Origin of the sequence: Alcanivorax sp., assembly GCF_017794965.1 — a bacterium.
Lineage (GTDB): Bacteria > Pseudomonadota > Gammaproteobacteria > Pseudomonadales > Alcanivoracaceae > Alcanivorax.
This window is the reverse complement of record NZ_CP051240.1, coordinates 846,778-868,579: the sequence shown is the minus strand read 5'-3', so window position 1 is coordinate 868,579 and position 21,802 is coordinate 846,778. Positions and strand designations below refer to the sequence as shown.

General features: G+C 58.4%; 15 protein-coding genes. 9 read left to right on the top strand and 6 right to left on the bottom strand.

The genetic code is table 11. The annotated features are described in order from the left end of the window. The 4 genes from HF945_RS03860 (at nucleotide 1) to uca (ending at nucleotide 5,895) form a co-directional block, all read left to right on the top strand. Entirely contained in the window at nucleotides 1-792 is a 792-nt protein-coding gene (locus tag HF945_RS03860) for an ABC transporter ATP-binding protein (protein WP_290524442.1), read from the top strand. 30 nt (nucleotides 793-822) lie between these two features. Further along, nucleotides 823-1,539 (top strand): urea amidolyase associated protein UAAP1, encoded by a 717-nt coding sequence (locus HF945_RS03855; protein WP_290524441.1) that lies wholly within the window; start codon nucleotides 823-825, stop codon nucleotides 1,537-1,539. Nucleotides 1,540-1,580: 41 nt separating this feature from the next. Further along, nucleotides 1,581-2,222: an urea amidolyase associated protein UAAP2 gene (locus HF945_RS03850; RefSeq protein ID WP_290524440.1), complete on the top strand. Its 642-nt coding sequence runs from the start codon at nucleotides 1,581-1,583 to the stop codon at nucleotides 2,220-2,222. Nucleotides 2,223-2,307: 85 nt separating this feature from the next. Continuing rightward, nucleotides 2,308-5,895: an urea carboxylase gene (gene uca / locus HF945_RS03845; RefSeq protein ID WP_290524439.1), complete on the top strand. Its 3,588-nt coding sequence runs from the start codon at nucleotides 2,308-2,310 to the stop codon at nucleotides 5,893-5,895. Nucleotides 5,896-6,314: 419 nt separating this feature from the next. On the opposite strand, the gene HF945_RS03840 is transcribed toward uca, so the two are convergent. Continuing rightward, nucleotides 6,315-9,716 carry an FG-GAP-like repeat-containing protein gene (locus HF945_RS03840; protein ID WP_290524438.1) on the bottom strand — a complete coding sequence of 1,134 codons (3,402 nt, stop codon included), beginning with the start codon at nucleotides 9,714-9,716 and terminating at the stop codon, nucleotides 6,315-6,317. A gap of 692 nt (nucleotides 9,717-10,408) precedes the next feature. Between HF945_RS03840 and rapA the strand changes: the two genes are divergently transcribed. Both rapA and HF945_RS03825 read left to right on the top strand, forming a co-directional pair. After that, a complete protein-coding gene (gene rapA / locus HF945_RS03830; RefSeq protein WP_290524436.1) occupies nucleotides 10,409-13,294 on the top strand; it encodes an RNA polymerase-associated protein RapA in 2,886 nt (961 codons plus the stop codon). Between the two features lie 2 nt (nucleotides 13,295-13,296). Continuing rightward, nucleotides 13,297-13,959, top strand: a complete 663-nt coding sequence (locus HF945_RS03825; RefSeq protein ID WP_290524435.1) for a dienelactone hydrolase family protein — start codon at nucleotides 13,297-13,299, stop codon at nucleotides 13,957-13,959. Between the two features lie 497 nt (nucleotides 13,960-14,456). Here the strand turns inward: HF945_RS03825 and HF945_RS03820 are convergent, their stop codons facing one another. Genes HF945_RS03820 through coxB form a run of 4 tightly spaced genes read right to left on the bottom strand, consistent with a single transcriptional unit; the run spans nucleotide 14,457 to nucleotide 18,794 of the window. Beyond that, nucleotides 14,457-15,335 (bottom strand): cytochrome c oxidase subunit 3, encoded by an 879-nt coding sequence (locus HF945_RS03820; protein WP_290524434.1) that lies wholly within the window; start codon nucleotides 15,333-15,335, stop codon nucleotides 14,457-14,459. Nucleotides 15,336-15,363: 28 nt separating this feature from the next. Continuing rightward, nucleotides 15,364-15,942, bottom strand: coding sequence for a cytochrome c oxidase assembly protein (locus tag HF945_RS03815; protein ID WP_290524433.1), 579 nt, complete (start codon nucleotides 15,940-15,942; stop codon nucleotides 15,364-15,366). Between the two features lie 21 nt (nucleotides 15,943-15,963). After that, nucleotides 15,964-17,571 (bottom strand): cytochrome c oxidase subunit I, encoded by a 1,608-nt coding sequence (ctaD, locus tag HF945_RS03810; RefSeq protein WP_290524432.1) that lies wholly within the window; start codon nucleotides 17,569-17,571, stop codon nucleotides 15,964-15,966. A gap of 14 nt (nucleotides 17,572-17,585) precedes the next feature. After that, nucleotides 17,586-18,794, bottom strand: a complete 1,209-nt coding sequence (gene coxB / locus HF945_RS03805; RefSeq protein WP_290524431.1) for a cytochrome c oxidase subunit II — start codon at nucleotides 18,792-18,794, stop codon at nucleotides 17,586-17,588. A gap of 464 nt (nucleotides 18,795-19,258) precedes the next feature. On the opposite strand from coxB, the gene HF945_RS03800 reads away from it, so the two are divergent. Next, nucleotides 19,259-19,588 carry a DUF1820 family protein gene (locus HF945_RS03800; RefSeq protein ID WP_290524430.1) on the top strand — a complete coding sequence of 110 codons (330 nt, stop codon included), beginning with the start codon at nucleotides 19,259-19,261 and terminating at the stop codon, nucleotides 19,586-19,588. Nucleotides 19,589-19,968: 380 nt separating this feature from the next. Here HF945_RS03800 and HF945_RS03795 read toward each other — a convergent pair whose 3' ends face one another. Next, nucleotides 19,969-20,235: a twin transmembrane helix small protein gene (locus tag HF945_RS03795; protein WP_290524429.1), complete on the bottom strand. Its 267-nt coding sequence runs from the start codon at nucleotides 20,233-20,235 to the stop codon at nucleotides 19,969-19,971. A 148-nt stretch (nucleotides 20,236-20,383) separates the two neighbouring features. Between HF945_RS03795 and HF945_RS03790 the strand changes: the two genes are divergently transcribed. Both HF945_RS03790 and HF945_RS03785 read left to right on the top strand, forming a co-directional pair. Beyond that, entirely contained in the window at nucleotides 20,384-21,133 is a 750-nt protein-coding gene (locus HF945_RS03790) for an SURF1 family protein (RefSeq protein WP_290524428.1), read from the top strand. A 47-nt stretch (nucleotides 21,134-21,180) separates the two neighbouring features. Continuing rightward, a complete protein-coding gene (locus tag HF945_RS03785; protein ID WP_290524427.1) occupies nucleotides 21,181-21,795 on the top strand; it encodes a hypothetical protein in 615 nt (204 codons plus the stop codon). The last annotated feature ends 7 nt before the right edge of the window (nucleotides 21,796-21,802 follow it).

Sequence of the window (21,802 nt, the reverse complement as noted above, 5' to 3'; positions counted from 1 at the left end):
ATGGCCATTATCGAACTGAAAAACCTGTGGAAGGAGTACGGTGATCAGGTCGTCCTGGAGCGGCTCAATGCCACCGTGCAGGAAGGTGAATTCATCACCATTGTCGGCGCCTCCGGCTGCGGAAAAACCACCTTCCTGAAACTGCTGCTTGGCACTGAAGAAGGCACCCGCGGCGAATTGCTGCTGGATGGAAAGCCGTTACCGGCGGAGCCAGACGAAAGCCGTGGGATCGTGTTCCAGCGCTATTCCGTGCTCAGCCACCTGACCGCGCTGGAAAACGTCATGCTCGGCGGTGAACTGGAAAGCAACCGCTGGCTGGGCGTTACGTTCGGCAAGAAGCGTCGCCAGCTTCGCAAGACCGCCCTCGACATGCTTGAGTCCGTGGGACTGGGTCAGGCCGCAGACAAATACCCCCATGAGCTTTCCGGTGGTATGCAGCAACGTCTTGCCCTGGCCCAGGCATTGATAAAGCGGCCTCGCATTCTGCTACTGGACGAACCGTTCGGTGCACTGGACCCGGGTATCCGTGCCGACATGCACAAGCTGGTGCTGAGCCTGTGGAAGCAACAGAAACTGACGGTGTTCATGATCACCCATGACATCACTGAAGGCTTCTATCTGGGCACCCGCCTGTGGGTCTTCGACAAACCCCGTCTTGATCCCCAGGCCCCCGGTGCCTACGGCGCGCGGGTCACCTATGACCTGCCCGTGGGCGATTGCGCCAACGGCACTCTGACCAATATCAATCAGACCGTGACACGAACCAGTCGCGTTCTTAACGACACCCTGTAACCCGTATCAAACAGCGGTAAGGACTTCACCATGAGCGAAAGCCTTTACACCACCACCCTGCCCGGCAGCGCCCACTGGTCGCTGCGGGTACGCCGCGGCATGCAGCTGCGCTTCACCGATCTGGAGGGTGGCGCCAACCTCTCCGTACTGATGTACAACCCCGAGATGCTTCTTGAGAAGTACAACGCCCCGGACAGCCTCAAGGGCCAACACACTTTCAAGCTGACCAAAGGCAACTGTCTTTATTCCGATATGGGTCGCGTATTTGCCTCCATCGTGGAAGACGATTTCGGCTGGCACGACACCGTGTGTGGCACCCTCAGTGAAAAGACCCTGAAAGAAAAATACGCCGTGCGCTCCTACCAGGATTGCCACAATGAATGGACCCTGAGTGGTGAACACAGCTTCCTGACCGAACTGGCCAAGTACGGTCTCACCGAACGGGACATGGCCGCTAACCTGAATCTGTTTTCCAAAGTGGCGGCGGATGATGAGGGCAACCTGGTGTTCGATCCTTCCGTGGCCCGCGCCGGTGCCAGCGTTACCCTGCGCTTCGAAATGGACACCCTGGTGATCCTGCACAGCTGCCCACACCCGCTGGATCCGGCGGAGGAATATCCCATGAAGCCGGTGCAGATCGAGATGCTGAAAGCCGCCCCCGTAACAGAGGATGATTTCTGCAAGAACTTCCGCCCGGAAAACGGCCGTGCGTTCGAAAACAATCGCCTCTACCACCTGGGATTGTAAGAAGCTGCAAGCCACAAGCTTCAAGCGACAAGGAAAGAAAAATGATCAAAGAAAGTTCACGACAACCAGATCAGGCCAGCTTTCGTGAAGTGGTGGCGGCCGGAGATTATTTTATCCGCACTATCAGCAAAGGCCAGACGGTTCGCCTGCTGGATCTGGAAGGCAACCAGGCTGCAGACACCCTTTTCTACAGCGCCGAAGATCCCGCCGAACGCTACAGCGCCATGGACACCATCCGCGAACAGGGCAATGTCTACCTCACCGCCGGCACCACGCTGATGACTAACCGCATGAACCCTTTGTTGGAAATCGTTGCTGACACTTGTGGCCGTCACGATACTCTGGGCGGCGCCTGTGCCACTGAAAGCAACACCGTGCGCTACGATCTGGAAAAGCGCTGCATGCATGCCTGCCGGGACAGCTGGATGCTGGCCGTCAATGAGCACCCGGAATTTCATCTGGCCAAGCAGGACATCACTCACAACATCAACTTCTTCATGAATGTGCCGGTGACTGCCGAGGGCGGGCTCACTTTCGAAGACGGCATTTCCGCGCCGGGCAAGTATGTGGAGCTGACCGCCTGCATGGATACAGTGATCCTGATTTCCAACTGCCCGCAGTTGAACAATCCCTGTAACGGCTACAACCCGACACCCATTGAAGTACTGATCTGGAACGATTGATCACCGCTCCTATACCCCGGGGACGACCTCGGCGGCCAAGGTTTTAATGACGGGACGACCCGTCTCCTGTCGAAGAGAGGCAGCCATGTTCAACAAGGTTCTGATTGCCAACCGCGGTGCCATTGCCACCCGTGTTACCCGAACGCTCAAGACCCTCGGCGTGAAAGCCGTGGCCGTCTTTGCCGAAGCCGACCGGGATTCCCTGCATGTGAATCACGCCGACGAGGCATTCTGTCTGGGTGAAGGTAGCGCCCGTGACACCTACTTGAATCAGGAAAAACTGTTTGCGTTGATGGAAGCCCATGGCGTGCAAGCGGTGCACCCCGGTTATGGCTTCCTCAGTGAAAATCCGGACTTTGTGAAAGGCTGTGAAGCCCGCGGCATTGCCTTTATCGGTCCAACCCCGGAACAGATGGATACCTTCGGGCTCAAGCACACCGCCCGGGCGCTGGCTGAAAAAACCGGCGTTCCCTTGCTGCCCGGTACCGATCTGCTCACCGACAAAGACGCCGCCCTGAAAGCCGCTGACGAGATCGGTTACCCGGTGATGCTGAAGAGTACCGCCGGCGGTGGCGGTATCGGCATGCAGATCTGTGAAAGTGCAGAGAGTCTGGACAAGGCCTGGGATTCGGTACGCCGGCTCAGCGCCAACAATTTTTCCAACGATGGCGTCTTTATCGAGAAGTATATTGCCCGTGCCCGCCATATCGAGGTTCAGGTGTTTGGTGATGGCAAGGGCAAGGCGATAACCCTGGGTGAACGGGACTGCTCGGCCCAGCGCCGCCATCAAAAGGTGCTGGAGGAAACCCCCGCCCCCAATCTGCCCGATGCAGTGCGTAGCGAACTGCAGGACACCGCCCGCGCCTTGATGGAAGCGGTACAGTACCGCAACGCGGGCACCGTGGAGTTTATTCTCGACCAGGACACCAACGCTTTCTACTTTCTGGAAGTTAACACCCGGCTACAGGTGGAGCACGGTGTCACCGAACAGATCTTCGGCGTAGACCTGGTGGAATGGATGGTGAAACTGGCTGCCGGCGATCTGCCGCCCCTGGACAGTCTCGGCCCCTTCACCCCGAAAGGCCATGCCATTCAGGCCCGGGTTTACGCGGAAGACCCCAACAAGGACTTCCAGCCCAGTGCCGGCCTGTTGACCGCTGTCACGTTCCCGGAAGCCGATGGCAAAGGACTGCGTATTGATCACTGGGTGGAAGGCGGCCTCACCGTCTCTCCCCTGTTCGATCCCATGCTCGCCAAGGTGATCATTCATGAAGCAGATCGCGACAGCGCCCTGACGGCATTGGGCCATACGCTGGACAACATCACGCTGGAAGGTATCGAAACCAACCGCGAATACGTGTGCGCCATTCTCAACGATCCGGTATTCGCGGAAGGCCGGATGACCACCCGTTACCTGAACGACTTCCATTACCAGCCGTTCACTCTGGATGTGCTGGCCGGCGGTACCATGACCACGGTACAGGATTACCCGGGTCGCAGTGGTTACTGGCCCGTGGGTGTGCCGCCGTCAGGCCCTTTCGATAACCTCAGCTTCCGGCTTGGCAATGGTTTGCTGGGCAATGACGAAAACGCAGCAGGACTGGAATTCACGCTTAACGGCCCGACCCTGAAATTCAACCAGGCCACCCGTATTGCCCTCACCGGTGCTGACATGCACGCCACCCTGGATGATGCCCCGCTGGCAAGCTACCAGGTCATCAAGGTGCATGCCGGCCAGGTGTTGAAACTGGGCAAGGTCAGCGGCGAAGGCGCCCGCGCCTATCTGGCCATTGCCGGTGGGTTGCAGTGCACGCCCTATCTGGGTTCGCGCAGCACCTTTACTCTCGGCCAGTTTGGTGGTCATGGTGGGCGAGCCCTGCGCACCGGTGACGTTCTTCACTTTGCCCCCGACAACGGCCCCAGCAGCGATCGGGTGGTGCCAGACAGCCTCAAGCCGAAGCTCGGCAAACAGTGGACCCTGCGGGTAATCTACGGCCCCCATGGCGCCCCGGATTTTTTCTCCGACGACGACATGGCCATGTTCTTCTCCACCGACTGGCAGGTGCACTATAACTCCAGCCGTACCGGCATTCGCCTGGTGGGCCCCAAGCCTGAATGGGCTCGTAGTGACGGTGGCGAAGCGGGCATGCACCCTTCCAATATTCATGACAATGCCTATGCGGTAGGGACCGTGGATTTCACCGGTGATATGCCTGTCATTCTTGGCCCGGACGGCCCTTCTCTGGGTGGCTTTGTCTGCCCTGCCACCGTGGTACTGGCCGACCGCTGGAAACTGGGGCAACTGAAGGCCGGCGATACCCTGCGCTTTGAAGCCATCAGCCTGGAGGATGCGGACGCGCTGGCTGCCGAGCAGGATGCCTGTGTCAGCGCACTGAGTGAGCCGGTCAAAAAAGTCGAAACCGCGCCCATCACCACACCGATTCTGGTCGCGTTGTCGGAAGAACAAGTGGGTGTCGACGTGGTCTACCGTGCTGCGGGGGATCGTTACCTGCTGGTGGAATACGGTCCGCTGGTGCTGGACCTGCGTCTGCGTTTCCGCGCCGATGCGTTGATGCTGTGGCTGGAAGAACAGAAGCTTGAGGGTGTCATCGAACTGACCCCGGGTATTCGCTCTCTGCAGGTTCATTTCGATCCGCAGGTGCTGCCCCGCGATATCCTGCTGAAGACCCTGACCGACGCTGAACGGGCCCTGCAGGAAAAGAAGGATCTGGAGGTCCCCTCCCGTATCGTGCATATCCCGCTGAGCTGGGATGACGAGGCCTGCCATCAGGCCATCGAGAAATACATGCAGTCGGTGCGCAAGGACGCCCCCTGGTGCCCCTCCAACCTGGAGTTCATTCGCCGTATCAACGGCCTGGACAGCATTGATGAGGTGAAAAAGATCCTGTTCAGTGCCAGCTATGTGGTGATGGGGCTGGGGGATGTGTACCTGGGTGCCCCGGTGGCCACGCCTTACGATCCCCGCCATCGCCTGGTGACCACCAAGTACAACCCGGCGCGTACCTGGACAGCGGAAAATTCCGTGGGTATTGGCGGCGCCTATCTGTGTGTCTATGGCATGGAAGGCCCGGGGGGTTACCAGTTTGTGGGCCGCACCCTGCAGATGTGGAATCGCTATCGCAAGACCGGGGCGTTCGACAAGCCCTGGTTGTTGCGCTTTTTCGACCAGATTCGTTTCTACGAGGTGAGCCACGAGGAACTCAACCAGATCCGCCGGGACTTCCCCAAGGGCGAATATCCCATCAAGATCGAAGAGACCACCTTCAATCTGAGCGAGTACCAGCGTTTTCTGGATGACAATCAGAATGAGATTGAAGCGTTCACTGAATCCCGCAACCGGGCCTTTGATGAAGAGCTGCAACGCTGGGTGGAAAGTGGCCAGATCAACTTCCAGTCTGAACAGGATCTGGATGCGGACAATGGCACTGAAGAAGTGGACGGCACCCCGGTGGAATCACCGGTGGCCGGTAATATCTGGAAACTGAACGTGGCCGAAGGCGACAGCGTGAACGAAGGTGACGTGGTGGCCGTGCTCGAATCCATGAAAATGGAAATCGAAATCTACGCCCCCGCTTCCGGAACGGTTGCGGCCATTGCCCGCCAGGAAGGCCAGCAGATCAATGCGGGGCAGGCGATCATGGTGCTGGATTGAAAAGCAGCTGCTAGGGAGCCTCTGAATAACTCCTTGCATGCTCAGTCTTTCAGGCTGGTTCGCCCCCTCGGCAAAGGTAAAGAGGGGCGCGCTTTTGAAGGTGTATGTCCATCCATCGACTCTCCACCTTCAACGTAAGGCGCAACAACGAGTGCGGGCCAGCCTGGAAGACCCGAGAGCACCCGTTCGGGCATAAAGGCGCGGCCTGGAGCGCACATCTGCTGCGCCTTGCCTCTCGGAAAGGGAGCCACCCTGACCGTCGAGACAAGACACAACAGCTGCACGCTCCAGGTCACGCTGAGTACGCAAGGAGTTATTCAGAGGCTCCCTAGCTACGAGCTTCCAGCTTCGAGAAAAAGATAAAGCCCAATATCTTTTCTTTTTTACTCGTAGCTCAAAGCTCGTAGCTCGTAGCTGCTTTACGGCGTAGCCGAACAGCTTGCCGGCAGGCTGCGCTGGTCGAGGATCATGAAGCGGTTGGTATCCACCCCATCGCACTGCCAACTCACCCCATCGGGCCAGGTCACGATCAGGTCAGCCTGATTCGCTGTGCCCATGCCGAAATGCAGGTCCGGCGGGTTCTGGCCATTGAAGTTTGTGTTGGCATTCGCCATCCGCATTTGCGTCTGCTGACCAAAGCTGCCGCCCACATCGGCGCTCACTTTCACCCGGGCACCAATGGCTTCGGTGTTTGGCGCCTGCCCCACCAGACGCACAGACAGGAAACGCTTGCCGTAGCCATTGCCAATCTGGTTGCTGAAGAACTGCAGCCCCCGGGAATGATCCAGCAGTGCCACATCCATGTCACCGTCCCGGTCGTAATCCAGACAGGTAATGCCTCGCCCCTCGCTGGGCAGCAATAACCCCCACTGCACAGCCTGCTCGGTGAAACTGCCGTCTCCCTGGTTGATGAACAAACGCGGCAGCGAATCGAAGTATTCCTGGGTGGCGGTCTTGTAGTTTTCGATCATGCTCAGACCGAATTCGGTATCGGTGGCAGAATCCGGGATAAACCCGAACCCGTTCACATGGAAAATATCCAGGAAACCGTCGTTGTTGAAATCGGCAAAACAGGCGCCCCACCCCCAGTTTCCATCGGCCACACCGGCTGATGTGGTTACATCTTCCAGAATCAACTCACCTGCCGAACTGTTATTGCGGTACAGACGGTTTCCCGTCACCCCCCAGTTGGCTTCGGCCTCTCCGTTGGGGTCAAAGATGGAAGTCACAAACCAGTCCAGATCGCCATCGTTGTCATAATCGCCCAGCGTGGAACCCATGCCATTTTCATCGGTGATGATCTCCCGATCGGTGATATTGGCAAAGGTGCCATTGCCCTGCCCTTCCATCACCACGGTGGTGCCAAAATCCGACGCCAGCAACAGATCCAGCTCACCGTCCGCATTCACGTCGGCCGGTTGCGGGGAAAAATTCCAGGTCTGACTCAGATCGTTATTGGACAGCCCGGCCGCCACATCATCATGCTCGATCTCCACACCACTGTTGTTCTTCCAGAACAACGGCGCGGTCAGCACATTGCCGCCATACCAGTGAGCCAGAAACAGTTCCGGGTAGCCGTCATGATTGGCATCAGCGAAGGAGATGCCGTAAGTGTTCCGGCTCATCGGCACCTTGGCGACCGAATAATAGCCACCCGCATCATTACTGGAATAGATCGGCAGCGTCGGGCTTTGCACATTACCGAACAACATTTCCCGGCGGTAATCACCGTTCAGATCTGCCAGGGCGGTACCGGTAAACTTCCCACCCGGATCATCGTCAAGCAGATCCATGGCATCAAAACCCAGTTGGCCGCCGCGATTGCGATAAAAGACCATCCCGGATTCTTCCCCACCGGCATACGCCAGATCCAGCCAGCAGTCATCGTCCAGATAGCCCGCACTTACGCCTCCGGCAATCATCACCGGCTCGATGCTGAACACTTTATCCAGGTTCCAGGTTTCAGGGTTGAAACCATGGGGATGCAAAGGACGCCCCAATCCATCGTACAAACCGAACGCGAACAAGTGACGGCCAACAAACACCGGCAGGCCAGAATTCACCACAAACGGGGCCGGCTGCTCGTTGCAGCTTGCCAGTTCCGCAAAGGTTGTCCGGGCGGGTGCGGTGAAATTCAACGCCACTGTCTTCGGGTAATCTGCCGGGTCCACCGGCGGCTCGCCCGTTCCTGGATCCGGGTCCACCGGGGTATCGCCATCGAAGGTGGGATTCACGCCGGCCACCAGCAGGTTCCCGTCCGGATCCTCTTCCGCCGTTGGCCGCCACTGGTTTCGGCAAACATTGTCCCTGACACAGGGATCACTAAGCGTACGAAGGAAAACAACCAGACGATCCAGCTCATCATCGTCCAGATCCCGTCCTGGCAGCAGAGGTTCGGCCAGCAGGAAGCTGGTTGCATCCTGTACCGCCTGACTGTGCCCTTCAGCGTAATCGTAACTCTCTGTCCCCTTGAACTGGGCCAGTTGCTGCAGGCCGAAGTCGAACAACGCCAGCCCTACACGGGGGTTGGCGTGATAACGGATCACGTCTTCCAGCTGATCGAAGGTGCCGGCATGCCCGTATGGCATGGTCACCTGCACATTCAGCAGACTGGGTACCCTGAACGCATACTTGTCGGCTTCCAGGCGGGTGCTGTTCCAGCGACCGATATCATCCTTCTCGGGTCGCAGGAAGCCCCGGCCGATTTGCGGGAAACCCACGTTATAGAATTTTTCATTGGTAAAGAAATCCCCGCTGTGACAGCTCGCACAGCCCAAGCCGCCTTCGTCCTTGCCGGCAAAGAACAATTGCGCGCCCTGCTTGGCCTTCAGGGTAATTGCCGATTCCTCCCCCTGAACAAAACGCTTCCAGGGGCTGTCCACAAAGCTCATAGAGGACATGTACGCCGCCAGGGCCCGTTGCACATTGACCAGGGTAATCACCTGCTCGGCAGAGGCATCAGGCTGGTCAAACGCGGCCTGGAAAAGTGCCAGCCAGTTGCTGCTGCCATCATCAGAAAGCAGGTCCGTATCCACCGTGCCGCGGAGCCGGGCCACCAGGTGCTCGCGATACTCGTCCTCGGACAGGGCACTGAACAGATACCCCCGCATTTCATTGTGGTTGGTCAGCGGAAACTTGGAGAACACTTCCAGCAAACCATCCGCGCCGGAGCCATCGGTCAGATTGCCCGTGTCCGGGGTACGGATACTCTGCCCCTTGCCCCCCGGCATGACCGCCTGATCCACCACGAAGACGCGGCCATCATAGGACAGGCTGCGGTCATACAGTGCCGCGTTGAACACCGTCTGACTGTTGCGGTGCATATTGGGTTTGCCGTCGGCAGCGGGATCCAGATCCGTGGTCGCATCAAGCCGGCGGGCGGGGCCAACCTGGGCGGCATCCACAGGCGATACCCCCACCCCCAGGGAAAGGGCGTCACTACCGCCAAAATCCGGCATGTGACAGGTGGCACAGGATACGGTTCGGTCACCGGACAGGGTATGAGAGAAGAACAGCAACTGCCCCAGTTTGACGGCGGGATCTTCTGCGGGGGTGGTCTGCGCCACCTGACGGGCAGCAGCAGGATCACCGGTCAGGCCCTTTTCGTTAATGACACTGCGCAGCCAGCTGTTGAGGGTGACTTCCGGATCGTCCTCCACCGGATCGACAGGCTCAGGGGGCGGAGTGGAACCGGAGCCCGCAGGCGTGGCCGCCGCCCCGGCGGAGCCGCCACCGCTACCGCCACAGGCGCTGAGTGTCAGAACCACCACGATGGCCCATGGCACCATGGAATATCGGGCAAGCAACGTCCCTGCTTTCATAGTCGATCCCGGAATTATTGTTATCGCGAATGCCCAAAGTGCGCACCGCATCTCACTTTTTCCGGAATTATCGTACAAAAATTAACTCAATCGCCACAAAAAGATGCACTTACAGCCACCCAGGCAGCCTCCGTAAGACTCTGTTTTCGCGGCGCTTTCTTACAAGGTATACAGTTCACGCCAAAGAGTGCGGGAGCTGGCGGCGTAATTTTACATTTCCGCGTAGCACCATTGCCCCACATGGGCGACCGTCACTCACCCGAACGCCTAATGGGCCTGTACCTTTTGTTTTCCACAGCGGGCGCAGCGGTACACCGTCACCAGACGACCCTGCTTCACATCAAACTGCGACGCTTTGCACACTTCCCACTTGTGGAAGCCATGCTGACACATGCCTTTGCGGGGCGCCTTTTTGGCCGGTTTGCGAAACGAAACGACGTCGCCCATCGAGAACTGCCTGTAAGAAGTGGAGCCCCAGCATATCAAAAGATTGAACGCCGATTAGCGGGAATGTCGGCAGAGCAGGCCGTTGACGGGAGAGCCATCAACCCGACAGCCTCCGCCCACAGCGCCAGGAACATGGGCAACCAGGCCCCGAACTGGACAAAAGCCTGTCACAGCACCCTGTCAACATCGAAGCGCGGCGCACAAAGCCGTATAATTCGGCCCCCTTGAATCAACCGGCAGCAACAATGACAGACTTCACCCCCGGCCAGCGCTGGCTGAGCGAATCCGAAACCGAACTGGGTCTCGGCATCATCAAGGACGTAGACTACCGTCTGGTCACGGTGGAATACCCGGCTGTTGAGGAAGAGCGTACCTACGCCATCAACAATGCGCCCCTGTCCCGGGTAACCTTTGATACCGGCGACACCCTGCGTACTGAAGACGGGCTGGAACTGACCGTAGCAGAAGTCAATGAACTGAACGGTCTCAAGGTCTACATGGCCCACCCGGCGGGTGAGCCGGAGAATGTGCAGCCCGTGCCGGAAACCCTGCTGGGTCATACGCTGCGCCTCAACTCTGCCTTGGACCGTCTGCTGTCCAACCAGCTCTCTTCCAACCGCTGGTTCGAATTGCGTGTGGATGCCCTCAACGCCCACTGTCAGCAACAGCAATCCCGTATCAAGGGACTGCGAGGCCCGCGCATCGATCATATCGGCCACCAGCTCTACATTGCCGACCAGGTAGCCAACCGCTTTGCCCCCCGGGTCCTGCTGGCGGATGAAGTGGGTCTGGGCAAGACCATCGAGGCGGGCCTGATTTTGCATCAGCAACTCCTCACCGGCCGCGCCAGCCGGGTGCTGGTGGTGGTGCCTCCGGCACTGGTACATCAATGGTTTGTGGAAATGGTACGCCGCTTCAACCTGCACTTTTCCATCTTCGATCGCGAACGTCTGGAAGCGCTGCAGCCGGAAACCAGCATCAAGGACATGCTGGCGCAGATTATCGAGGAAGAACGGATTGCCGAAGAACAAGGCGAAGCGCCGAGCAACAACGACAACCCGTTCCTGAGCGAACAGCTAATCCTGTGCAGCACCGACTTCCTTGCAGAATGTGATATCGAGCAGCTGGCCGGCGCCGACTGGGACCTGCTGGTGGTGGACGAGGCACACCATCTGGAATGGAGTGAAGACGCCCCCAGTGAGGGTTATCAGCGCGTTGACACCATCGCCCGTCAGGCCCGCGGCCTGCTGCTGCTCACCGCGACCCCGGAACAACTGGGGTTGGAAAGCCACTTTGCCCGCCTGCGCCTGCTGGACCCGGATCGTTACCCCAGCCTGGACGCCTTCCGTGAAGAGCAAAGCCACTATCAGGAGATCGCCCAGCTGGCCGGTGAACTGCACGACCAGCCCAGCTGGGATGCGGATCTGATCAAACGGGCCCAGACACTCCTGCCGGACATGACCATCACGGACAGCGATCGCGATGGTATCCTGGCCGAGCTGCTGGATCGCTCCGGACCCGGGCGAGTCATGTTCCGCAACACGCGCCACAATATCGCCGGTTTTCCCCAGCGCCATGCCCATGGCTACCCGCTGGAGCTGCCCGACGAATATCGCTACGACAACGACGAATCCCTGGAAGGGCAGCTGCACCCGGAGACCCTCTATCACGATGATCGCTGGTGCGGCCTTGATCCACGGGTCAACTGGCTGGAACAGTTCTTCAAACAACACCGCCAGGAAAAGGTGCTGGTGATCTGTGCCAGCCGCCATACCGCCACCGATCTGCACGCGCACTGCAACTACAAACTGGGCATGAACGTCGCCATGTTCCATGAAGACATGGATCTGATTGAGCGTGACCGTGCCGCCGCCTTCTTTGCTGACGACGTTGACGGCGCCCAGGCATTGATCTGTTCTGAAATTGGTTCTGAGGGACGAAACTTCCAGTTCGCCCATCACCTGGTGCTGCTGGACCTGCCCCTGAACCCGGATCTGCTGGAACAACGCATTGGTCGCCTCGATCGTATCGGCCAGAATCAGGACATCCAGATTCATGTGCCCTATTTCGAAGGGCACGCCCAGGAAGTCCTTTACCGCTGGTACCACGAAGGCATGAATGCCTTCGAACACACCAACCCGGCGGGCCATGATATCTATCTGCGCAGCCGTGATGCGCTGGAACCATTGCTCTGTAGCGACCCGGAGTACACCGCTATCGATGCACTGGTGTCCGAAACCCGCGCTGTTGCCGACGAGCTCCACACCTTGATGGAAACCGGTCGTGACCGTCTGCTGGAACTGAGCTCCTTCGATGACGCACATGCCTCGCAACTTCAGTCCCTGCTGGCCGAATCGGATGAGGACAGCCCACTGCCATTCATGCAGCGCGTCTTTGATCGCTACGGCGTGGACCAGGAAGATCACTCGGATACTGCCGTGATCCTCAAACCCGGCCCGCACATGCGCGATGCTTTCCCCGGGCTCCCGGATGAAGGCATCACCATGACCGACGACCGCACCACTGCCCTGAGCCGGGACGACATGCAGTTCCTCACCTGGGAGCACCCCATGGTCACCGGCAGCCTTGAAATGCTGCTTGGAGAGCACAAGGGCAAGGCGGCTGTCAGCCTGCTGAAAAACCCGCGTATCAAGGCCGGCACCCTGCTGATTGAAGCGATTTACACGGTGGAGTCCATGGCTCCCAAACATCTGCAGGCAGACCGCTTCCTGCCCTGCACGGTGATCCGTCACCTGCTGGACAGTAATGGCAAGAACATCAGCCAGGCCATCAGCCACGACGGCCTAAGCCAGCAATGTCACAAGATGGACAAACCCCTTAGCCGCAAGATTGTTTCCAGCCAGAAAGGCCTGTTGGAAAAACTGCTCAAGGGCAACGAAGCCGCCGCGGGCAAGGAAGCGGACACCATTATCACCGCTGCACTGGACGCCATGCGTGAGGAGCAAGGGCACGAACTCGGCCGCCTCAAGGCGCTGAAAGAAAAGAACCCGGCGGTCCGTGAAGAAGAGATTACTGCTCTGGAAAACCAGACCCGGCAACTGGAAAAACTGCTGGCCGACGCCCAGTGCCAACTCAACGCCGTACGCGTTATCGTCGCAGGAGGGGAATGATCATGGCCTTGCTGGAATGTATCGAAATCGAGCCGGCACAACCCGCTGTCGCCAGCGTGATCTGGTTACATGGATTGGGGGCCAGTGGTCACGATTTTGAACCCATCGTGCCTGAGCTGCAGCTGCCAGCCGATCTGCCCGTGCGCTTCATCTTCCCCCATGCGCCCAACATCCCGGTGACCGTCAATGGCGGCATGGTGATGCCTGCCTGGTACGACATCCTGGCCATGGATATCGACCGCAAGGTGGACGAGAGCGGCGTTCTGGCCTCCGCGGATGCGATCGACGATCTGATCGAACGGGAAATCCAGCGTGGCATTCCCAGCAACAGGATCATTATCGCCGGCTTCTCTCAAGGCGGCGCTGTGGCCTATCAGTGTGCCCTGCGCCACCCCAAGCCGCTTGCCGGCCTGTTGACCCTGTCCACCTACATGGCCATACCTGTCGCCCTGAGCGAAACGAATGCCCACCTCCCCGTCATGGTCAGCCACGGCACCATGGATCCGGTGGTACCGGAACAGCTGGGCCAGCGCGCGGTTGCCAGCCTGCAACAGATGGGCCTGTCCCCCGACTATCGCACCTACCCCATGGAACACATGGTGTGCCTGGAACAGATCCGCGAGATCGGGAAATGGATTAGTGAATGCCTGATGCCTGATGCCTGATGCCTGATGCCTGATGCCTGATGCCTGATGCCTGATGCCTGATGCCTGATGCCTGATGCCTGATGCCTGATGCCTGATGCAAAAAGGCCCGCCCGATAAACCGGGCGGGCCTTTTTGCATCGTTAAAACCCTCGCTATTCCCCGCCGTAGGAGCCTGCCTGCAGGCGATCCGAGCCTTGGCGAGGTAAGGATTCCAGAAGCGAGTTTCGAGTACCGAGTTTCGAAGATCAAAAGACAACAACCCAGCACGAGATTTGAGGTTTTGCCTTTCGAAACTCGCTTATCGTAACTCGTAACTTTTTACCTTCGAGACTCGGAGCGCCTGCAGGCTGGTTACTCCCTTCAACCACAGTGCGCTGTTGAAGACAGAGGTTTTTAGCGTCCGACGTGATTCGTCCAGCGTCCAGCAGCCGCAGAGCTGCCCACAAAAAAGCCGCGCCCCTTTCGGAGCGCGGCTTTTTAGCGTGTTGCTTGTTGCGTGACGCGTGCAGCGTCTCTTACAACCAGTACACGGTCACGAACAGGAACAGCCATACCACGTCCACAAAGTGCCAGTACCAGGCACCCGCTTCCCAGGCAAAGCAGTTATCTTCGCTGAAGTGCCCCTTGATCACACGGATCAGGGTGACAAGCAGGAAGATGGTACCGATGGTCACGTGGGCGCCGTGGAAACCGGTCAGCAGGAAGAACAGGCTACCGTAGATGCCCGCATCCAGGGTCAGACCCATGTCGTAGGCGTGAACATATTCCAGCGCCTGCAGGCCCAGGAAGATCACACCCAGCACCACGGTGGCGGCCTGGAACAGGATCAAGGTGCCGCGCTTGCCTTCCAGCAGTGCATGGTGGGCAATGGTCAGGGTGATGGATGACACCAGCAGGATGGCGGTGTTGATGGCCGGCAGGCCCCAGGCTCCCATCGGGGTAGTGGTGGTGCCGTCCGGGGTCACGGTCAGCGGCCACATGGCCTGGAATTCCGGCCACAGTACTTCGTGGGTCATGGCACCAGTGCCTTCACCGCCCAGCCACGGAATGATCAGCCAGCGGGTATAGAACATGGCACCAAAGAAGGCAGCAAAGAACATCACCTCGGAAAAGATGAACCACAGCATACCCTGGCGGTAGGAACCACCCAGCTGGTTGCTGTGCAGACCGGTCACGGATTCCTTGATGGTGTCACGCCACCACAGGGCAACCACCACCAGCAGCCAGGCCAGGCCCAGGAAGAACAGGGGCTTGCCCGAGAAGCTGGGTTCCATGTCCGCCATGGTGCTCTGCTGGATAAAGTGGGCACCGCCCACCGCGGTCATGCACAGACCGATAGACGCGGTCAGCGGCCAGGGGCTGCTTTCCGGTACGTAATACTTGTCAGTAGCCATTAAAATTCTCCTCTACAACCGGCTGTTATCAGTTCACAGCCACGCTGTTGTTTTTACCGGCGACCCGCTCTGTCACATCAAAAATAGTGTACGACAGAGTGAATTGATTGATGTGACTGGGAATTTCCGGATCCAGATAGAAGATCATCGGCATGTCCTTGCGTTCGCCTGCCGCCAGTGTCTGCTGATCGAAGCAAAAGCACTGGGTCTTGTGCAGGTAACGCGCCGCGACGCCCGGAGTCACCGACGGGATGCTCTGGGTCACCATGTCCGAATCCGTGGGATTGCTGGCATAAAAATGGACCAGGGTAATCTCACCCGGATGCACCTTTACCCGCTTGGTCTCAGAGGTGAACTCACCGCTGATGCCATCCCCTTTCTGGGTAATGAATTCCACTGTCACGGTACGGTCTTCCACCACCTGTGCCGGAGCATCGGTAGCAGCCGTACTGGATGTCTTGCCATTCAGTCCAGTGATGTCACAGATCACGTTGTAAAAAGGCACCATGAGGAAGGCGAAGGCAAACATGCCAATCGCCCAGATCACCAGCTTTTTCAGCGTACGCTTGTTGCGCTGCTCTACGCTGAGTGGCTGATTCTCGCTCATAGTGCCCTCGTCACGTGTCCGTTACTTGACCACCGGCGGAGTGTCAAAGGTGTGGAACGGCGCCGGAGACGGCACTTCCCATTCCAGACCTTCTGCACCTTCCCAGGGCTTGGCCGGAGCCGGCTCGCCTTTCTTCATGGCGCAGCGCACGGCTACCACCAGGAAGATCACCTGGGACAGACCGAACCAGAAGCCACCAATGGAAATCCAGAAGTTGTAATCCGCAAACTGCAACGCGTAGTCAGCGTAACGACGCGGCATGCCGGCCAGCCCCACGAAGTGCATGGGGAAGAACAGCAGGTTGGCGGAAATCAGGGAGTTCCAGAAGTGCAGCTCGCCCAGCAGCTTGCTCGGCATCACGCCGGACCACTTGGGCAACCAGTAGTAGGCCGCTGCAAAGATGGAGAAGATGGCACCGGTCACCAGTACATAGTGGAAGTGAGCCACTACGAAGTAGGTGTCGTGGTACTGGAAGTCGATGGGGGTCATGGCCAGCATCAGACCGGACAGACCGCCACAGGTGAACAGGATCACGAACGCGATCGCCCACTTCATCGGCAGTTCGAAGGTCATGGAACCGCGCCACATGGTGGCCACCCAGTTGAACACCTTCACACCGGTGGGTACGGAGATCAGCATGGTCATGTACATGAAGAACAGGGTACCGGCCAACGGCATGCCCACAGTGAACATGTGGTGGGCCCAGACCACGAAGGACAGCAGCGCGATGGACGCGGTCGCGTACACCATGGAGGCGTAACCGAACAGCGGCTTGCGGGCAAAGGCCGGAATGATCGCAGACACGATACCGAAGCTCGGCAGGATCATGATGTACACCTCAGGGTGCCCGAAGAACCAGAAAATGTGCTGGAACAGGACCGGGTCACCACCACCGGCGGCATCGAAGAAGCTGGTGCCGAAATGACGGTCAGTCAGCATCATGGTCACCGCACCGGCCAGAACCGGGATTACCGCAATCAGCAGGAAGGCGGTGATCAGCCAGGTCCACACGAACAACGGCATCTTCATCAGGGTCATGCCCGGGGCACGCATGTTGAAGACGGTTACCACAACGTTGATCGCGCCCATGATGGAAGAGATACCCATCATGTGTACGGACAGGATGAACAGGTCGGTGGACGCCGGGCCGTACTTGGTAGACAACGGCGCGTAGAAGGTCCAGCCGAAGTTCGGCGCACTGGGGTTACCGGCACCGAAGGCGCTCATCAGCACGGCGAAGATCAGGATGCCGAAGGCGAACGGCAGGATCCAGAAGGACCAGTTGTTCATCCGCGGCAGCGCCATATCCGGCGCACCGATCATCAACGGAATCATCCAGTTGGCCAGACCAACCGTGGCGGGCATAACCGCACCAAATACCATGACCAGCCCGTGTACGGTGGTCATCTGGTTGAAGAACTCCGGATCCACGAACTGCATGCCGGGCTCGAGGAGCTCGGCACGAATTACCATGGCCATAAAGCCGCCAACCAGGAACATGGCAAAGCTGAACCACAGGTACAAGGTACCGATATCTTTGTGGTTGGTGCTGAACAGCCAGCGTTTCAGGCCGGTCGGGGCGTGGTGATGATCGTGGTGATCATCATGGGTTGCAGCTGCAGTAGACATTGCTATCCCCTCCCTTATTCGTGGTCATTAACATCGGCGGGCTGAATCAGGTCGCCGGTGTCGTTGCCGAAAGCGTTACGCTCGTAGGTCACTACCGCCGCAATCTGGCGCGGAGTCAGCTGAGCCTTGAATGCGGGCATGGCAGCACGGCCATTCACCAGCACGTCGATATGTTCGTTCAGGTACTCGTCCTGGGTGGCGAAGTCGGTACCGGCGAACGGCAGACCAATGCCGCCTTCACCGTTGGCACCGTGGCACAGGGCACAGGCAGAGGCATAAACCTGCTCACCTTCTTCCATCGCCTGGTCCAGACCAGAGAACGGGGTCAGATCCGGGCCGGAAGCGGCCTTCTCTTTCTCTTCGGCAATCCAGGTCTTGAATTCATCCTGGGTAACCACTTCTACCGCAATGGGCATGAAGGCGTGGTTCTTGCCACACAGTTCAGCACACTGACCGTAGTAGGTGCCTTCCTTGCCTTCCGGTACCAGCGCCCAGGTTTCGTTCACGAAGCCGGGGATGGCGTCTTTCTTGCCGCCGAAGTCCGGCACCCAGAAAGAGTGGATCACGTCGTCGGAAGTGACCAGGAAACGGACTTTCTGGCCTGACGGGATGACCAGTTTCTTGTCCACTTCCAGCTGATAGTTGTGGTCCTTCTCGGGAGCTTCCTTGCCGACCCGGTCCTTCGCAGTGCCGTAGGGGAACAGACCACCGGCCAGGACCGGGTTGTTGTACTGTTCCGGCGGGGTCGCCAGGTTGGAGAAGAAGGAGACACCAATATCGTTGTCATCTTCGTAGGTGAGGTATTCGTAGCTCCACTTCCAGCGGTAGCCGGTCACCTTCACCGTGAGCTCGGATTCTGCACTGTCATCCAGCTTGACCAGCACGCGGGTGGCCGGCACGGCCATGGCGATCAGAATCACGAAAGGAATCACGGTCCACAGCACTTCCAGGAACACGTTTTCGTGGAAAGTGGCCGGGTTCGGGTTCTTGGAACGGCGATGGCGGATCATGGAAACCACGATCAGGCCGAACACCAGCAGACCGATAACGGTCACAATCCAGAGAACGGTAGTGTGAAGATCTTGAATCTCCTGGCTGACCTCGGTAACACCGGGTCGCAGGTCAAGATTGGAACGTTCGGTCCAGTCGCTGGCGAAGGTCATGCCACTGATCATCAGTGACGTCAGACCCGCTGCCGCGCGGTGGAACAGAGTTGACTGCATGCGTTTGCTCCCTGTTTTCCCCAGCACACCTCGTAACGGGCGCGCTTGTTCTTTGCCGTAACCGGCACCTGGAAAGCGAAGTTTCAGGATTGATGCGATGGGGATCTGCTACACCGTACTGTGGACCGCAGCGACCAAGGGGGTGGTCATTTACTACCGTCGCACAGGCGCAATTCCAATGAAATCAAACAGCTAGTTCCCGACAGCTGGCGATACACCGGGTTGATCAAGGTGCGGCAAAATGCCCTATTGCATTTATGGGCGCCAACTCTAGTCATTCGCATGGGCAAAGTCCAGCCAAACGGTAGGGTTTATCAAGCTTTTCAGGCAGATGCGGCGTTACTTTTTGTCAGGGACTGTCGCTATAATTCCTTGCGGAATCAGCATGATCCGATGGTGGTCTGTCTTTCACTCCTGATTCCCCATGGCTCCAGCCGCCCTTACCCCATCCGACGGATACCCCCATGCCCGCAGAGCGTCAGATTTACCGCGTAATATTCCTGAACAATGGAAAAACCTACGAGCTTTATGCCGGACAGATATATCAAAGTGAGCTGTATGGCTTTATTGAAGTGGAGGAATTTCGCTTCGGTGAACGCTCGGGGGTGGTGGTAGACCCGGCGGAGGAGAAATTGAAGAGTGAATTCACGGATGTGATTCGCTCCTACATCCCCCTGCAGGCCATCATTCGCATCGATGAAGTCAAGAAAGAAGGACCAGCAAAGATTGCCGATGCCAAAGGCCCCAATGTGGCCACCCTGGCCTTCCCCCCGGCCCCGCCACGGGACAGATAGTCACTCGGATGCAGCCGCAGAGCGGCAAAAAAACAGGGCGTCGATTACATCGAACGCCCCGAGGGTTGCCTATATTTCTTGAGGAGAAAACGTTATTTGCACTAGTTTTGTCCCCCCTGCGCCAGGAAAGTTCCCCGCACAGGCAAAATAATTGGTTTTTCTAGCGCACAGGATCATAAAGGTCCCTTACCGCATGCGCTCCGTGCCGCTCTGCATGCGCCACCAGACGCACAAACACCAGCAAAACCAGCCGCTTCATGATGCTGTTTACCATCCGTACCGCCTCCTTGATCATCCAGTCTGGGCCTTTAGAGAGGGGCTCCCCCCCCGGGTTCAGGGGCACTTTGGTTTTTTACCGGGCTTTTACGCTTTGTCGGCGTCTACTCCGCCGGGGCAGCCTGCTGGTGAATCGGCTGGCCGTGCAGCAGATTGGGATTCACATCATGCGGAGTAATCCAGCCCATCATCATGCTCAGCAGGATGAACAGGAACACTGCCACCGAAAACCCTACCCGCCAGGCCAGAGCCCGCATGGTGCGGGATTTCGCCTCCCCCTTTTCCCCCTTGACCAGCGCCATCAACGCCCGCCCCAGAGAAAACAGGGCCGCCAGCAGCAGCACGATGACAATCAGTTTTACCCACCACATATATAGCTGACTCCTGTGACATTAGCGGACCATCGTGCATGGCCGCACGGGTCTGTCCTATGTAGAATGTGCCGCCATTGTAATCATCCGCCGCCGCCCTGCACACAAATAAGGGTGGCAACACCGATCCAGAGCGGCAGAGTATTCTATGGCAACGCGCACCCGCGTCAGTGCTTATCTGGCGCTCATTGCCCTGTTTGTAGTTGTCGGCACCTGCCTGCGACTGAGCTGGTGGCAGCTGGAACGGGCCGAAGAGAAGCGTGCCTGGCTGGAAAGCCAGCAACAGAAAGCCGAACTGCCCGCCGCGGGCCTGGCCACCTTGCTGGCCAGCGACGACCCTCGCCACCGACGCGCCAAACTGACTGGCCGGATCGATAACGCCCACCCCGTACTTCTCGACAACCGCACCCTGAACCGGGTGGCCGGGTATCACTTGCTGAGCCCCATGCTGACCGACAGCGGCCAGTGGGTTCTGGTTAACCGGGGCTGGCTGTCCCGAGGCGCGCGCCGGGATGTCTTGCCGCCGATCCCCGCCATCGAAGGCCGCGTCCAGGTGGAGGGCATCGTTTACCAGTCACCGGGGGAGGCCTTTGTCCTGAAAGACGAGCAATTGCCGGACAATCAATGGCCACTGCGGGTACAAAAAGTGGATTTTCACGCCATCGGCGAAAAACTTGGGGTAGAATTGGCGCCCTTTGAAATCCGGGTCAACCCGGAACTGTCGCTGGGCGGGCTGGAGCCACTACCCCGCCACTGGCAGGACATTACCGTCATGGGCCCACAGCAGCACAAGGCCTACGCGTTGCAGTGGCTGGGGCTCGCCATTGCTGCGATGGTGATATTCCTGTTCGCGGCAACCCGAGCCCAGAAGCGTCGTCTCACTGGCAAGACACAGTAAGGTGGCTGCCTTGTCGACTGGCACCATCACGGAGAACAGACACTGATATGTCACCGAAGACCAAGAATATCCTGACCCTGGTCGCCATCATCAGCCCCTTTGTGCTGTTTGCCCTGGCCGGCCGCTTCCTGATTGATCCCTGGGAGATGCCACGTCAGAACAAGGGGCAGCTGCTGATTCCCCATATTGATGTTACCCGCCTGGACGCCAACGACGGCCAGGGACACCCCTTCGGCGCCGACGACACCAAAGGCATGTGGTCTATCCTCTACATTGCCGGCAGCGACTGTGACACCCGCTGCAAAAACGGCCTTTATTACCAGATCCGCCAGGTCCGTCTGGCCCTGGGCGAAGACATTGAGCGGGTCCGCCGCGTGGTACTGCACACCGCCCCCGCCGAAGAAAGCCTGACAACCTTCCTGACCGACAAGGTGGAAGGCATGATTTCCATTCATGCCACCCGCCAGGCTGTGGAAGAGGCACTGGAGCCCGTGTATTCTCCCGCGCCCAGCGCACCCGTTGGCGATATTTTTCTGGTCAGCCCGGACGGCCAGATCTTCATGCGTTATCCCACGCACGAAAACATGGAAGCCACACTGGAAGAAGCGGAAAACATCCGCGTAGACCTTAAACGAACCCTCAAAGGTTCACTGATCGGTTAATCGGCTT

Bases quoted from the DNA above. Each gene is read 5' to 3' on its own strand.
- HF945_RS03860 (WP_290524442.1), top strand. From the start codon at position 1: ATGGCCATTATCGAACTGAAAAACCTGTGGAAGGAGTACGGTGATCAG.
- HF945_RS03855 (WP_290524441.1), top strand. From the start codon at position 823: ATGAGCGAAAGCCTTTACACCACCACCCTGCCCGGCAGCGCCCACTGG.
- HF945_RS03850 (WP_290524440.1), top strand. From the start codon at position 1,581: ATGATCAAAGAAAGTTCACGACAACCAGATCAGGCCAGCTTTCGTGAA.
- uca (WP_290524439.1), top strand. From the start codon at position 2,308: ATGTTCAACAAGGTTCTGATTGCCAACCGCGGTGCCATTGCCACCCGT.
- HF945_RS03840 (WP_290524438.1), bottom strand. From the start codon at position 9,716: ATGAAAGCAGGGACGTTGCTTGCCCGATATTCCATGGTGCCATGGGCC.
- rapA (WP_290524436.1), top strand. From the start codon at position 10,409: ATGACAGACTTCACCCCCGGCCAGCGCTGGCTGAGCGAATCCGAAACC.
- HF945_RS03825 (WP_290524435.1), top strand. From the start codon at position 13,297: ATGGCCTTGCTGGAATGTATCGAAATCGAGCCGGCACAACCCGCTGTC.
- HF945_RS03820 (WP_290524434.1), bottom strand. From the start codon at position 15,335: ATGGCTACTGACAAGTATTACGTACCGGAAAGCAGCCCCTGGCCGCTG.
- HF945_RS03815 (WP_290524433.1), bottom strand. From the start codon at position 15,942: ATGAGCGAGAATCAGCCACTCAGCGTAGAGCAGCGCAACAAGCGTACG.
- ctaD (WP_290524432.1), bottom strand. From the start codon at position 17,571: ATGTCTACTGCAGCTGCAACCCATGATGATCACCACGATCATCACCAC.
- coxB (WP_290524431.1), bottom strand. From the start codon at position 18,794: ATGCAGTCAACTCTGTTCCACCGCGCGGCAGCGGGTCTGACGTCACTG.
- HF945_RS03800 (WP_290524430.1), top strand. From the start codon at position 19,259: ATGCCCGCAGAGCGTCAGATTTACCGCGTAATATTCCTGAACAATGGA.
- HF945_RS03795 (WP_290524429.1), bottom strand. From the start codon at position 20,235: ATGTGGTGGGTAAAACTGATTGTCATCGTGCTGCTGCTGGCGGCCCTG.
- HF945_RS03790 (WP_290524428.1), top strand. From the start codon at position 20,384: ATGGCAACGCGCACCCGCGTCAGTGCTTATCTGGCGCTCATTGCCCTG.
- HF945_RS03785 (WP_290524427.1), top strand. From the start codon at position 21,181: ATGTCACCGAAGACCAAGAATATCCTGACCCTGGTCGCCATCATCAGC.